Genomic DNA, 13732 nt, shown 5'->3' with positions numbered 1-13732 from the left:
CCGATACCGATACCGCCAGGCCTGGTGGATTCAGGCAAAGAATGCAGCGAGCGCCCCCACAGGTTCCGTTGTCTGTTAAAATATTGCTCTTTGCCGTATTGAAACATTGATTCTCGAACGCACCCAACCTAGGGATACACCATGCATTATCAAGCTGCCGACAAACCCATTGCCGATGTACAAGCCGACCTGGTCAAGCGATTTACCCATTTCGACAACTGGAAAGACCGCTACCGCTACCTCATTGACATGGGCAAAACCCTGCCGAAAATGGCGGATGAAAACAAAACCGAAGCCAACCGCATTCACGGCTGCCAATCCCAAGTCTGGATTCACATTGACGAAAAAGAGGGGCGCCTCTACATGGAAGCCGTGTCGGATGCCACCATCGTATCGGGACTCATTGCGCTGCTGTTAAAAATTTACAACGGCCGTACCCCCGAAGAGATCCAAGCGGCTCCGCTCGACTTCCTGGCTGAAATCGGTTTGCTGCAGCACCTTTCCGCCAACCGTTCTACCGGACTCTACCACATGATCAAGCGTATCCAAGCCGAAGCCGCCGCGCGTCTGTAGTTAGGCCGATGGCCTGCCCGGCCTTTGACTAAGAGCACCCACCCGAAACTCATATGGGTTTCATATAGCCTTCATTCGGTTGTCATATTGCCTTTATATACTGACAGTTGTTTTCTATTCCGCTATAAAAGGGGTCAAGGCGCTATGAAGTTCATCCAATATTTATCGATCAACCTGCGACTGCTCATCAATACCCTTTTATCGATTGCCCTGATGTCCGGCATGGCTTACATCGGTTGGCAGTCGCTGGTGGCGGTTGAGCAGCGTGCCGATGCCCTGTCTCAAATGCAAACCGAACAAACCAGTCGCATTGCCAATCTGCAGCAGTCGCTGATTTTGACCACGCAGCTGTCAAATGAATACATCCTCACGCGCAGCCAAGCGTCCAACCAAGCCTTCAACCAAGCCATTGACGAACTGAAAGTGCAAGCGGAAAACATGATGAACGTGTTGCATTCCGAACAGGATTTGACCACGATTAAAGAAGTGGACAACATTCTACGCCAGTACAAAAAGGTCACGAATTCAAATGTCTTTTTGCGTAATGAAATTGATAATACACTGGAGTATGGCATTTTGCCCACCAGTGAAACCTTGGACAAGGTGTTGACACAGTTGCTTGATTCTCCCGAAATCCAAGCCAATAACGATTTAACGTCTGCAGTTATCCGTCTTCAAAACCGTTTAACCACTTCCCAAATGTTATTGGGGAAAATGATCGCCACCAAAGACATTGCCTTGCTGGATATTTTTAACGAAGAAGGGCTTGGTGATAACGCCAATGCCGATTTAGCCGTGCTGGATGAGGCGTTTGGCAGCAACTTTATGTGGGCGGATACCTTATCGGAAATGCATACGGCTCGGGACGGCCTTCAGGAGTCGTTTGCTGACATCAAAGACTACCTCAAAACCGAAACCGATAATAATGCATCGCTGATCCAACTCGTTAATCAAGCGAACACGCAAATTCAATTTCTTTCCAACGAGTCTCAGCAGAAATCCACCGCTTTAATCGAAGAGCTGAACTGGATTTCCAACGAAAAAATCCAACATCTCGCCTGGCTGGCCGCTGCAGGCTTAATCCTATTAATATTATTGAATTTATTAGTGGTCACCTCCATTACCGGTCCGCTGCGTCGCTTGAAAAAAACCATTGGGCACATCGCTGAAAGCGGCCAGCTCCGTGAATGGAAAACCTTGCAAGGCCAAAACGAATTGGTGGACATGAGTCAGAGCATTCATGCCCTGATTGACTCTTTCCAAAACATCACCACCGAATTGCAACAGGTTGGCACCGCACTCTCCAAAGGTGAGTTTGACCGACAAGTTGACAAAGAATACGCAGGCGACTTGCTGAGCCTGAAAGAAAACTTTAATCGTTCCGTCAGCCAAATTAACGACACCATGTCCGCCATTCAAAACCTGGGCATGGCTCTGCAAAAAGGTGAATTGAGCGTCCATGAAAGTGTCGATCAGTATCAGGGCGCTTATCGCATTGTGGTCGCCAGTTTGAACGAGGCCATTGCCACCCAGCGTCAAGCCATTGACGCGGTGAAAAACGTCATGCTGAAAATGAATGAAGGCGATTTTTCCTCGCGCATTGAGTTGGACATGCCCGGCGACTTAACACAGCTGAAAACCTATTTAAACCAATCGCTCAACCAGCTTGACAACGCCATTGAACAAAAATCGCTGACACTGAACCATTTCCGCGACGGCAACTTCGCCTATGAAACTCAAGGCGAATTTGACGGCAAACTGAAAGAGCTGAAGAACACCATGCACAATATGGCCTGCAATATCAGCCAAATGTTGGCGGATGTACAAAAAGCCTCCTCAAGTGCCGTGCATGGCGTGGAAGAAATCAGCGCCGGTAACCAAGACCTTAATCAACGCGTACAAAAACAAGCCACGGCCATTGAAAACACCATGAACCATATGCAACAAATGGTCAGTCAAGTGAATCAATCCTTAAGCAGTGCCTCCACCGTCAACCACAAAAGTAAACTGGCCAAGGACAGCACGCTATCCGGGCTCGGCATAGTCAACAGTATGGTGGAAGCCATCAGTGAAATTGAAACCGCCAGCGCCGAAATTGCCAGCTTTACCCAAGTCATTGACGACATCGCTTTTCAAACCAATTTACTGGCGCTGAATGCGGCGGTGGAAGCGGCACGTGCGGGTGAACAGGGGCGTGGATTTGCCGTGGTCGCTACCGAGGTGCGTCAGCTCGCCTCCAAGTCAGGCGATGCGGCACACAGTATTCAACAAGTCACCCAGAAAAGCATGAAAAAAGTGCAGCAAGGCATCGAACTGAGCAATTTAACCAAACAGGCCTTTGAAGAAAACGCGCACGCCATTGATGAAATTGCCGACATGATGTCCGCCATGCACTATTCGCTGAATCACCAGTCGCACGGCATTGAACAAGTCAACCAGGCACTGCATGAGATCAACGACATTACCCAGCAAAATGCAACACTGGTGGAAGAAGTCTCCCACACCTCCACCAGCATTATCGACAGTGTGCGCGGGGTTGAAGATCGCCTGTTAAGCTTCCAGCTAAAGACCACCGACTCGTCACAATACGAGACGGCTAATGAGTTGATTGGGGCAACGGTGCTGGCGGATGATGTGAGCGAAGAAACCCAACTGACACTCGCGGAAAAAATGGCCTAAAAAATTGCCTAGTATACCGCCCTGTGTCGTGCCCTAAACTGGTCAAGGCCGCTGGCGGCTAAAAGTGTTGATAACCGAGCGAATGCAAGGTGAGATTTTCCGGTCGGTTATTTAAAACCAGCGTCTGACCAGCTGTAATGCAACCGATTGGCCGGATAGGAATGGCCAAGGGACGGCAGGCCTGTTCAAACGCAGCAATTCGCTCTGGCGGCAGCGTAAAGCACAATTCATAATCGTCCCCGCCCGATAAGGGCATTGACCAGGCCTGAGGGGTGTCATCAATTTGCTGCTGCATGGCGGCAGACAGTGGGATCGCGGTCATGTCCAGCGCCGCCCCAACACCGGAAGCCTCGATTAAATGGGTCACATCCGCTAAGAGGCCATCGGACACATCAATGGCGCTGCTGGCGTAGGTTCCCAGCAAGGCACCCACTTCTACGCGTGGTTCCGGACGATTCAATTTCGCCAACGACACCGCGTAGGCCTCCGAATCCCATTGATTTTGCCAAGCCTGCAAACCTAAAGCGCCATCGCCCAAGGTTCCAGTCACATACAGCTTATCGCCAGGCCTGGCCGTTTGTCGCAACACCGCCCGCCCTTCTCGCACCCAACCCTGAGCCGTCACCGTCACCGTTAGCCGGTCAGAACGAGTGGTATCGCCGCCAATTAACGGCAGCTGATAACCTTCCGCCAATGTCGCCAGGCCTGCCGCAAAGGCGTTTAACCAAGCGGCGTGATTGCAACGTTCCGGCAAACTCAATGCCAGCGAAAAAAAGGCTGGGGTCGCCCCCATCGCGGCCAAGTCACTGAGATTCACCGCTAAGGCTTTCCAGCCAATATCGCCGGGCAAGGCCTCCATTGGAAAATGCACCCCTTCCACCAAGGTGTCGGTGACCACCACCAATTGAGACTGCGGCGGACAATTCAGTACCGCGCCATCATCACCTATCCCTACTTCATCCATAGCCACCCGAGACAGTGGCTGAAAGTAATCGCGAATCAAATCAAATTCATGCGCCATATGTGGATGTTAACCCATCGCCCTTATTCGCGATAACACTTAAGCGTCTGACGAATCGGCGGCGTCTGGAGAGGACGGCATCGACTTTTCCAGTTGACGGCACTCAGCGGCCACCTTGTCCAGAATGCCGTTAATGTAGCGGTGACTTTCATCGGCACCGAAACGCTTCGCCAATTCAACCGATTCATTAATGACCACACGATAGGGAATTTCCGGCTTGGACTGCAGCTCATAAACCCCCAGCCGGAGAATGCTTTTTTCAATCGGGTCGATCATGGCGACGGCACGATCCAAAAACGGCGCATAAGCGCTATCCAAGGCCATTACCTGTGAGGTAACGCTGTTGACAAGGTCGCGAAACAGCGGCACATCCACATCCGTCAAAAAGCCACCTTCGGAAAATTGTTTAATAATATCAAACGGTTCCGAACAATTAACTTGCCATTGATACAAGGCTTGCAGTGCCACTCTGCGCGATTGGGAGCGCGGACTGACATAGCCCTCGTCTTCTTCCAGCTCCACACCGCTGCCGGGTTTCAGGTCTTTTAAATTCATCGGTACATACAACCCATTAAAATTGTTTTAACACATTCACCGTTTCAATCGCCGCCAAGGTACACTCTTCGCCTTTGTTTCCGGCTTTGGTGCCGGCACGTTCAATCGCCTGCTCAATGGTATCCACCGTTAACACCCCGAACGAAACCGGCACACCGCTTTGCAATGCCACCTGACCAATGCCTTTAACACACTCGCCCGCCACGTAATCAAAATGAGGTGTGCCACCACGGATCACCGCGCCCAAGGCAACAATGGCGTCGTAACGCCCGGATTGCGCCATTTTTTGGGCAACAACGGGAATTTCAAACGCCCCCGGCACCAGCACCTGTTCAATATGCTCTTCGGAACCGCCGTGTCGCACAATGGTATCCACCGCGCCCTTCACCAAACTGTCCACGATAAAACTGTTAAAGCGCCCCACAACCAAGCCGATTCTCAACCCCTGAGCCGTTAAGTGTCCTTCAATCATCTTCATAGTCTTTCCTGTCAATTTTCGTTTAATCTTGTTGTTTTTCAATGTGTTCCACAATTTCCAAGCCAAAGCCCCCCAACGCACTCATGCGCCAGGCCGAGCCAATGACCTTGAGTTTCTGCAACCCTAAATCGGAAAGAATCTGAGCGCCCAAACCGTAGGTCTTCGCATCGTCTTCCCCCTGGGTTTCGGGTTGATGAATGCCGCGATCCTTCATTTGAAACTGTTGAATTTTATCCAAAAGTTCCGCCCCCTCTTCGTGTTTGCGCAGCACGACAATCACGCCGGTGCCTTCCTGAGCGATTTGCTTCATGGCCGAGCGCAAGGACCAACCGCACTCTGTTCGATTGGCATCAAACAGATCGCACAACGTGTCCAGCATATGCACACGTACCGATGTCGCTTCATCCGCCTTCAGGTCACCATACACCAACGCCAGATGGGCTCGATGCTCCAATACGTCTTCATAGCCGATCAGGCGGAAGTCACCATACTCGGTCGGCAATCGACACTCCGAAACCCGCTCGATGGTTTTTTCGTTTTTCAAGCGATACTCAATCAAGTCCGCCACGGTGCCCAGCTTCAGGCCATGCTCTTGGGCAAACAGTTCCAAATCATCGCGGCGTGCCATGGTGCCGTCTTCGTTCATAATTTCAACGATTACGGAAGCCGGTTGCATTCCGGCTAGTCGCGCCAAATCGCACCCGGCTTCCGTATGACCGGCTCGCTCCAGAACCCCGCCAGGCTTAGCCATAATCGGAAAGACGTGCCCCGGTGTCACAATATCGGACGGCTGTGCTTCCGGCTGAATGGCGGCTTGAATCGTTTTCGCACGATCCGCAGCGGAAATACCGGTGGTCACGCCTTCTGCCGCTTCAATCGACACCGTAAAACTGGTGCTGTGCGTATCTTGGTTGGTTCGCGACATCAGCGGCAAATGCAACTGCTGGCAACGCTCTTTGGTCAGCGTCAGACAAATCAGCCCTCGTCCATAACGCGCCATAAAATTAATGTGGTCGGCGGTAATGGCATCCGCTGCGATCATCACATCGCCTTCATTTTCGCGGTTCTCATCGTCCATTAGAATGACCATTTTTCCCTGGCGATAATCTTCAATAATCTCTTCAATGGTATTTAATTGCATAGTCCTTCCTGTTTTAAATCGGTGCAAAAGACCTTTGCACCGAAAGGTCGTCTTAAGACATGGTGGCGCGCCTAGGTCAATGTTAGGTCGATGTTAAGTCAACGTTGGGTCAGTATTCAGTATTGGGTCAATGTTAAGTCAATGAATGTTACAAACGCTTAAACAAACCCGCTTTCCGCCAGCAGGGTTTCGGTCACGCCGGTCTTTTTGTCTGGCGTCGCGTCACCCTGAGGCGCGGTCAGCATCCGCTCCAGATAACGCGCCAATAAATCGACTTCAAGATTCACCTGAGTGCCAATTTGAAATGCCTGAATGGTGGTTTCCTGTCGTGTATGCGGCACAATATTGACATCGAATCGGTTCTGCTCCACCCGATTCACCGTTAAGCTGATGCCATTAATGCAAATGGAACCTTTGGCGGCGATGTAACGACTGAGGGCGAGCGGGGCTTCCACTTGATAGCGCCAAGAGCGGGCTTCCTGTTCAATCGCCACCACTTGACCCACGCCATCCACATGACCACTGACCAAATGACCGCCCAAACGGTCTTGCAAGCGCAGGGCTTTTTCCAGATTAACGGCGGCACCCACTTTGAGTTGCCCCAGGGTCGAAACGGCCAGCGTTTCCGCCGACACATCCGCCACATAATAATGAGCGCCCAATTCAATGGCTGTCAAGCACACCCCATTGCAGGCAATGCTGTCACCGATTTTTACATCGCTCATATCCAGCTTACCGGTGGCAATGGTCAATTTCACGTCGCCATTAAGCGGTTGAATTTTATCGATTTGCCCTTGGGCTTCAATAATCCCTGTAAACATCTCGGCTCCTAAGTTTTTGAGGGGTTTGAAGATTCGATTTCGGCGGACGTCGGTTTTAACAGGAGGTGTAAATCTTCACCCACCGCCTTAAAGGACGCGTATCGAAACGATATTTTATCACTCATTTTCACCAGGCCTGGTAAAAAGAACATTGGCTTGGCTTCTTGCCCCATTAAAGACGGCGCCATAAACAGGTGCAGTTCATTCACATACCCCGCTTGGATAAAAGCGCCGGCCAACTCCGCACCCGCCTCGACCATAAGATCACGAATGTGCTCCTGCGCATGAAGATAATCCAACACCGCCCGAATGTCCAGCCGTGCTGTCCCCTTGCCATCCAGCGGCAGAGGCACAATCTCAGCGCCCGCTTGCTGAAGGCTTTTCACCAGGCCTGGGTGTTTTTCATAGGCCACCTTTGACGTCATCAGCAGCGTGCGCCCCGGCAAAGACAACATCTTCGCAGCCACCGGAAAACGCAAGTGCGTATCCAGCACCACTCGCAACGGCGTCACACGGCTCATATCCGTGTTCATTTCCACCAACGTCTGCTCAGGCAAGCGCACCGTCAAACTGGGATCGTCCCGCAGCACCGTCCCAATCCCCGTCAGCAAAGCGCCACTTCCCGCTCGTAAACGATGGACTTCATGCCGTGCGCGCTCGCCAGTGATCCATTGGCTTTCGCCGCTGGCCATAGCGGTGCGCCCATCCAAGCTGGACGCCATTTTCAAGCGCACATAAGGCCGCTGGGTGCGCATGGCGTGACAAAAACCGACATTGATGGCTTCCGCCGCCTCCGCCATTAAACCGCTTTGCACCTCAATGCCTGCGGCGCGTAACCGCGCCAACCCTTGCCCCGACACCAGCGGATTTGGATCCGTCATCGCCACCACCACCCGTGCCACCTTAGCGGCGATTAAAGCGTCGGCACAAGGCGGCGTTTTGCCGTAATGCGAACAGGGTTCCAGACTGACATAAACCGTTGCCCCTTCAACCGACTCCTCAGCCTTGGCCAGCGCCATTTTCTCAGCATGCGGCTCTCCGGCACGACGATGCCAACCCTGAGCGATAATGCGCTCGCCTTGAGTGATGATGCAGCCGACCGCCGGATTCGGTCGGGTGGTGTAACGCCCCTTTCGAGCCAACTCCAACGTCAAAGCCATTATTCGCTGATCGAAAGGCGTGAATTCAACGTTTTGATTGGGTTCCATGTCGGCGGGATTCAACGGCTTTGCTCCTTCAAATAGGCAGCGTAAAACCGAAAACACCTTTTCGTCCGCTGGCGTGCGTTTTGCGAATGGGAAGGAAGTGAATGAGAATGAGCGTTTATGGGTTGATTACCACAAGCGAAATTTGAGCAGAATTGCAGCATGACGGGTATCGATCCTAAACGGTTCAGTGTTTTGTCGAGTCAGGACACTGGCTCGAATATTTTATAAAGTTGCCCCGTCTTGCATGTTGCTTGCTTCCACAAGCACGATTTTTCTCGGCTTTGAGTCGGGAAAGCAAGTCTCTGCGCAATCGCAGCACACATTCATAAAACATTAAACCATTTGGGCTAGGAAGTGGCTTTGACCAACTTCTCGATTTCTTCCCGAAACGCATTAACATCCTGAAATGAGCGGTAAACGGAAGCAAACCGAACATAAGCCACTTGATCCAAGTCCCGCAAGGCGTCCATCAGCAATTCGCCGATGTGCGATGACGGAATTTCTTTCAAACCTTCCGTGGTTAATTGTTTGCGAATCCGATTGATCACTTGGTCAATCGCTTCACTTTCAACGGGTCGTTTTTCCAGCGCCTTGATAAGACCACGACGGATTTTATGATCGTCGAACTTTTCACGATTGCCGTCGGATTTAACCACTCTCGGCAAGCTTAGCTCAGCGGTTTCATAGGTGGTGAAGCGTTCGGCACATACCGTACACTCCCGACGCCGACGCACCTGCCCACCCTCGGTGGCCAAACGCGAGTCAATGACTTTAGTATCGGGCGCATTACAAAATGGACAGTGCATGCTTTTGAGTCACCTTAGATAAAGTAGAAATTCGGGCGGGCAACCTCCCGCCTTTCCGCGCGACACCCGATTGCATTCCATCGCATTTAAGCGAACACCTCGGGCGAATCGCACCACCGCCTCAGGCGGCTGTGAAACCGGTTGTGTTCACGATTTCTGATACACGGGTCTCTGAGCACACAGCGCTTTGACGTTTTCACGCACATCGGCCACCACCTGCTCATTCCAAGATTCGTTCGTCTGATCACAGGAATCAATCACGTCACACATCCACTCCGCCAGCTGCACCGAATCTTCCTCGGTGAAACCACGGGTGGTGGACGCCGCCGTGCCAACACGAATACCGCTGGTGACAAACGGCGACATAGGATCATTCGGCACCGAGTTTTTATTGATGGTGATGTGCGCCTCACCCAAAGCGGCATCCACCAGCTTGCCTGTCAGGCCTTGTTCAATAAAGCTGACCAGGAACAGATGGTTTTCGGTGCCTTTGGACACCACATCATAACCACGCGCCATAAACACCTTCGCCATGGCTTTGGCATTGACCACCACCTGCTTGGCATAGGCTTTAAACTCAGGTTCCATCGCCTCCTTGAAGGCCACGGCTTTGGCCGCGATGACGTGCATCAAAGGGCCGCCCTGCGCGCCTGGGAAAATGGCCGAATTCAGTTTCTTTTCAATTTCCGGATTGGCTTTTGCCAAAATCAACCCACTGCGCGGCCCACGCAGGGTTTTATGCGTGGTGGTAGTGGTCACATCGGCAATCTGCACAGGATTAGGATAAACACCCGCCGCGACCAGACCGGCCACATGTGCCATGTCCACCATTAAATAAGCGCCCACTGCATCGGCAATGTCACGGAAACGCTGCCAGTCCACCACCTGAGAATAAGCGGAAAAACCGGCAATAATCATCTTAGGCTGATGTTCTTTCGCCAGACGCTCGACTTCTTCATAGTCGATTTCGCCGGTTTGCGGATTGAGACCGTATTGAACGGCGTGGTAAATTTTGCCGGAAAAACTGACATGAGAGCCATGCGTCAGATGCCCACCATGCGCCAAACTCATACCCAGCACCGTGTCACCTGGCTCCAGTAGCGCCATATAAACTGGCGCATTGGCTTGCGAACCGGAATGCGGTTGCACATTGGCATAATCGGCGCCAAACAGTTCCTTCGCACGATCAATGGCCAGCTGCTCAACAATATCCACGCACTCACAACCACCGTAATATCGTTTGTGCGGATAACCTTCAGCATATTTGTTCGTCAAAACGGAGCCTTGGGCTTCAAGCACTCGCGGACTGGTGTAGTTTTCGGAAGCGATTAATTCGATATGATCTTCCTGACGCTGCGCTTCGGCGTTCATCGCGTCCGCCAGAACATCATCGTATCCAGCTATGGTCATAGTGCTATCAAACATGCTAAAGTCTCCAAAACAGAAATTTGCGGTCTTTGTTTGTCTTTTTGAGCCTAATAGGCCGGTTGTCATCACGGTTCCGACTCGGCTAGAGCCGGAAACTGAGACCCAATATTCTAGCAAATTATTCTTTTTCTAGACGACAAAACGACCGTTTCAACTTGAATTATTTTCACAAGCACTTGAGCAGTTTGTAAAATAAGCGCTTGAACATTTCCAGCCAGACGTTTTCCGGCAAGGACCAACCGCTCGGCAGTGATGTCAAGGCAACTCCAAATTCACACAAGCTTGAGGTAATACTGTGGCACAATTTGTTTACACCATGAACCGCGTTGGTAAGGTCGTTCCCCCCAATAAATACATCCTGAAAGACATTTCGCTGTCCTTCTTTCCGGGCGCAAAAATCGGTGTATTGGGTCTTAACGGCGCTGGCAAATCCACACTGCTGAAAATCATGGCCGGCATCGACACCGACATTATCGGTGAAGCCCGCCCCCAGCTCGGCATTAAAGTCGGCTATCTGCCTCAGGAACCCCAGCTCAACCCCGATTTGGACGTTAAAGGCAATGTCGAAGAAGCCGTCAAGGAAGTCAAACAAGCCTTGGCGGAGTTGGACGCTGTCTATTCCGCCTACGCGGAACCGGATGCGGACTTTGATGCCCTGGCGAAAAAACAGGCTGAGATTGAAGACCTGATTCAAGCCAAAGACGGCCACAACCTGGAACGCACCTTGGAAATTGCCGCCGATGCCCTGCGTTTACCCCCTTGGGATGCAGATGTGACCAAATTGTCCGGTGGCGAGCGTCGCCGAGTGGCCTTGTGCAAATTACTGCTGGAAAGACCGGACATGCTGCTTTTGGACGAGCCGACCAACCACTTGGATGCCGAATCCATTGCCTGGCTGGAACGTTTCCTGTTGGAATTCAGTGGCACTGTGGTCGCCATTACCCACGACCGTTACTTTCTGGACAATGCCGCCGAGTGGATTCTGGAACTGGATCGCGGCGAAGGCATCCCTTACCAAGGCAACTATTCTTCCTGGCTGGAACAAAAAGAAAAACGACTGGAAATGGAGGCCAAGCAGGAAGCGGCTCGCATGAAATCAATCCAGCACGAACTGGAGTGGGTACGCTCCAACGCCAAGGGACGCCACGCCAAATCGAAAGCACGCCTGGCGCGTTTTGACGAACTGAACAGCCAGGAAAGCCAAAAACGCAATGAAACCAAAGAAATCTTCATTCCGGTTTCCGAGCGTTTGGGGGAAAAAGTCATCGAAGTAAACAATATCGCCAAAAGTTTCGGCGATCGCTTGCTGATTGAGGATCTGACGTTCAAATTACCGCAAGGCGGCATTGTCGGCATTATTGGCCCCAACGGCGCCGGTAAATCCACCCTATTTAAAATGCTGACCGGCCAGGAACAACCCGATTCTGGCACCATTGAATACGGCGAAACCGTCAAACTTTCCTATGTTGATCAGTCTCGCGACGCCCTCGATGACAGCAAAACCGTCTACGAAGAAATTTCCGAAGGCGATGACATTTTTATGGTCGGCAACATCGAAATCAACGCCCGCGCCTACTGCGGTCGCTTTAATTTTAAAGGCAACGACCAACAAAAACGCATCGGCGAGCTATCGGGCGGCGAACGCAACCGAGTACACTTAGCCAAAACCTTGCGCAGCGGCGGCAACCTACTGCTGCTGGATGAGCCGACCAACGACCTGGACGTGGAAACGCTGCGCGCTTTGGAAGAAGCCCTGCTGGACTTTGCCGGTTGCGCCGTGGTCATTTCCCATGACCGCTGGTTCCTGGATCGGATTGCCACCCATATGCTCGCTTTTGAAGGCGACTCGCACGTTGAATGGTTTGAAGGTAACTTCTCCGATTACGAAGAAGACCTCAAACGCCGTAAGGGTGCCGATGCCGCGCAACCGCATCGCATCAAATACAAACCCGTGATTAAGAACTGATTACAATTCAACATCGATCTTAACCCGATACAAGGAAACCATCATGGCTGAACAGCTCAACCGAATGCACTCACACATTGAGGCCATTGCCAATGCCATGCCAGACCCGATTTTTGTCATGGGGCAGGATGGCACCTACCTGGATGTCATTGGCGGGCAGGAACGCTCACTGTATGCCGACGGGCACCCACTTATTGGCAAACGTTATGCCGATGTGCTTCCGGAAAAAATGGCCGAACGTTTTCTGAAGGTGGTTCGAAAAGCCATCCTGTCCGGACACCTGCAGGAAATCGAGTACCAGTTGGCGGACTCGGAAGTTCAGGGCATCGAACCGCTCACAACCACCGAAGGGCAGTGGTACGAAGCACGGGTTTACCCTTTGGACGAAGACACTTACGAGCAGCCCGCCGTCATCTGGCTGGCGATCAATATCACCCACCGCAAACACATGGAAGAACAAATCGAGCGCCTTTCGTCGAACGATCCACTGACCGATTTATACAACCGTGACTACTTTATGGGCATCGTCGATGAAGCGCTGAATAAAGCACGTTTAAACCAACGCCCTGTATCATTAACAAAAATCAACCTTGACTGTTTTAAGCGCATCACCGATGCCTTTGGGCATGAGATGGGCGACAAGGCCATTTTAACCGCGGCTCATGCCATTACTACCGTCATCGGTGATTTGGGGTATATCGGCCGTTTGAGCTGCGACCAGTTCATGATTGTCTTGCCAGAAGTGAAAGCGGTGGATGCCTATCGAATTACCAAGTTAGCACAGGAAGCCATCGCCTCCCGCACCATTTCACTGGATGACAACGAAACCACCTGCCTGACCAGCCATGCCGGGGTCACGGAACTGAAAACCGACAGCGAAACCGCTCATACGCTGCTAAAGCGGGTGAACAAAGCCATTAAATCGCTGGAAGGCACACGGGAAAGAACCAAAATTCTCTAACGCCCCAGCACAAAACTGCGGACTGACAAGCAGACTAGCATCTAAGACGCGAACCCGCTTATTTCCCCACCCCATAAAAAAACCGCCAAGCCTGG

At 51.8% G+C, this 13732-nt stretch carries 12 protein-coding genes; 4 read left to right on the top strand and 8 right to left on the bottom strand.

Going from position 1 to position 13732, the window contains the following annotated elements:
• The first annotated feature begins 141 nt into the window (after positions 1–141).
• Positions 142–573: a SufE family protein gene (locus ACP5D0_RS02955; protein ID WP_472364082.1), complete on the top strand. Its 432-nt coding sequence runs from the start codon at positions 142–144 to the stop codon at positions 571–573.
• Between the two features lie 144 nt (positions 574–717).
• Positions 718–3252 (top strand): methyl-accepting chemotaxis protein, encoded by a 2535-nt coding sequence (locus ACP5D0_RS02950; RefSeq protein ID WP_472364081.1) that lies wholly within the window; start codon positions 718–720, stop codon positions 3250–3252.
• 58 nt (positions 3253–3310) lie between these two features.
• On the opposite strand, the gene thiL is transcribed toward ACP5D0_RS02950, so the two are convergent.
• The 8 genes from thiL to glyA form a co-directional block, all read right to left on the bottom strand.
• The gene (gene thiL, locus ACP5D0_RS02945; protein ID WP_472364080.1) at positions 3311–4273 is read right to left on the bottom strand and encodes a thiamine-phosphate kinase; all 963 of its coding nucleotides are present in this window, start codon (positions 4271–4273) and stop codon (positions 3311–3313) included.
• Positions 4274–4312: 39 nt separating this feature from the next.
• The gene (nusB, locus tag ACP5D0_RS02940; RefSeq protein ID WP_472364078.1) at positions 4313–4828 is read right to left on the bottom strand and encodes a transcription antitermination factor NusB; all 516 of its coding nucleotides are present in this window, start codon (positions 4826–4828) and stop codon (positions 4313–4315) included.
• Positions 4829–4844: 16 nt separating this feature from the next.
• Positions 4845–5306 (bottom strand): 6,7-dimethyl-8-ribityllumazine synthase, encoded by a 462-nt coding sequence (ribH, locus tag ACP5D0_RS02935; protein WP_472364077.1) that lies wholly within the window; start codon positions 5304–5306, stop codon positions 4845–4847.
• Between the two features lie 22 nt (positions 5307–5328).
• Entirely contained in the window at positions 5329–6447 is a 1119-nt protein-coding gene (ribBA, locus tag ACP5D0_RS02930; RefSeq protein ID WP_472364076.1) for a bifunctional 3,4-dihydroxy-2-butanone-4-phosphate synthase/GTP cyclohydrolase II, read from the bottom strand.
• A 158-nt stretch (positions 6448–6605) separates the two neighbouring features.
• A complete protein-coding gene (locus ACP5D0_RS02925; protein ID WP_472364075.1) occupies positions 6606–7268 on the bottom strand; it encodes a riboflavin synthase in 663 nt (220 codons plus the stop codon).
• 8 nt (positions 7269–7276) lie between these two features.
• Positions 7277–8491, bottom strand: a complete 1215-nt coding sequence (ribD, locus tag ACP5D0_RS02920; RefSeq protein ID WP_472364074.1) for a bifunctional diaminohydroxyphosphoribosylaminopyrimidine deaminase/5-amino-6-(5-phosphoribosylamino)uracil reductase RibD — start codon at positions 8489–8491, stop codon at positions 7277–7279.
• A gap of 332 nt (positions 8492–8823) precedes the next feature.
• On the bottom strand, positions 8824–9282 hold the full coding sequence (gene nrdR / locus ACP5D0_RS02915; protein WP_472364073.1) for a transcriptional regulator NrdR: 459 nt from the start codon (positions 9280–9282) through the stop codon (positions 8824–8826).
• Between the two features lie 147 nt (positions 9283–9429).
• Entirely contained in the window at positions 9430–10707 is a 1278-nt protein-coding gene (glyA, locus tag ACP5D0_RS02910) for a serine hydroxymethyltransferase (protein ID WP_472364072.1), read from the bottom strand.
• A gap of 298 nt (positions 10708–11005) precedes the next feature.
• Between glyA and ettA the strand changes: the two genes are divergently transcribed.
• Together ettA and ACP5D0_RS02900 are read left to right on the top strand one after the other, a co-directional pair.
• The gene (gene ettA / locus ACP5D0_RS02905) at positions 11006–12676 is read left to right on the top strand and encodes an energy-dependent translational throttle protein EttA (RefSeq protein WP_472364071.1); all 1671 of its coding nucleotides are present in this window, start codon (positions 11006–11008) and stop codon (positions 12674–12676) included.
• Between the two features lie 43 nt (positions 12677–12719).
• Positions 12720–13637 carry a GGDEF domain-containing protein gene (locus ACP5D0_RS02900; protein ID WP_472364070.1) on the top strand — a complete coding sequence of 306 codons (918 nt, stop codon included), beginning with the start codon at positions 12720–12722 and terminating at the stop codon, positions 13635–13637.
• Positions 13638–13732 lie beyond the last annotated feature (95 nt).

The organism is Hydrogenovibrio sp. (assembly GCF_049975065.1).
GTDB lineage: Bacteria > Pseudomonadota > Gammaproteobacteria > Thiomicrospirales > Thiomicrospiraceae > Hydrogenovibrio.
The sequence above is the reverse complement of the archived record's forward strand: the minus strand, read 5'-3'. Positions and strand labels throughout refer to the sequence as shown.

Excerpts from the sequence above, each read along its gene's own strand:
- ACP5D0_RS02955 (WP_472364082.1), top strand. The coding sequence starts at position 142 with ATGCATTATCAAGCTGCCGACAAACCCATTGCCGATGTACAAGCCGAC.
- ACP5D0_RS02950 (WP_472364081.1), top strand. The coding sequence starts at position 718 with ATGAAGTTCATCCAATATTTATCGATCAACCTGCGACTGCTCATCAAT.
- thiL (WP_472364080.1), bottom strand. The coding sequence starts at position 4,273 with ATGGCGCATGAATTTGATTTGATTCGCGATTACTTTCAGCCACTGTCT.
- nusB (WP_472364078.1), bottom strand. The coding sequence starts at position 4,828 with ATGAATTTAAAAGACCTGAAACCCGGCAGCGGTGTGGAGCTGGAAGAA.
- ribH (WP_472364077.1), bottom strand. The coding sequence starts at position 5,306 with ATGAAGATGATTGAAGGACACTTAACGGCTCAGGGGTTGAGAATCGGC.
- ribBA (WP_472364076.1), bottom strand. The coding sequence starts at position 6,447 with ATGCAATTAAATACCATTGAAGAGATTATTGAAGATTATCGCCAGGGA.
- ACP5D0_RS02925 (WP_472364075.1), bottom strand. The coding sequence starts at position 7,268 with ATGTTTACAGGGATTATTGAAGCCCAAGGGCAAATCGATAAAATTCAA.
- nrdR (WP_472364073.1), bottom strand. The coding sequence starts at position 9,282 with ATGCACTGTCCATTTTGTAATGCGCCCGATACTAAAGTCATTGACTCG.
- glyA (WP_472364072.1), bottom strand. The coding sequence starts at position 10,707 with ATGTTTGATAGCACTATGACCATAGCTGGATACGATGATGTTCTGGCG.
- ACP5D0_RS02900 (WP_472364070.1), top strand. The coding sequence starts at position 12,720 with ATGGCTGAACAGCTCAACCGAATGCACTCACACATTGAGGCCATTGCC.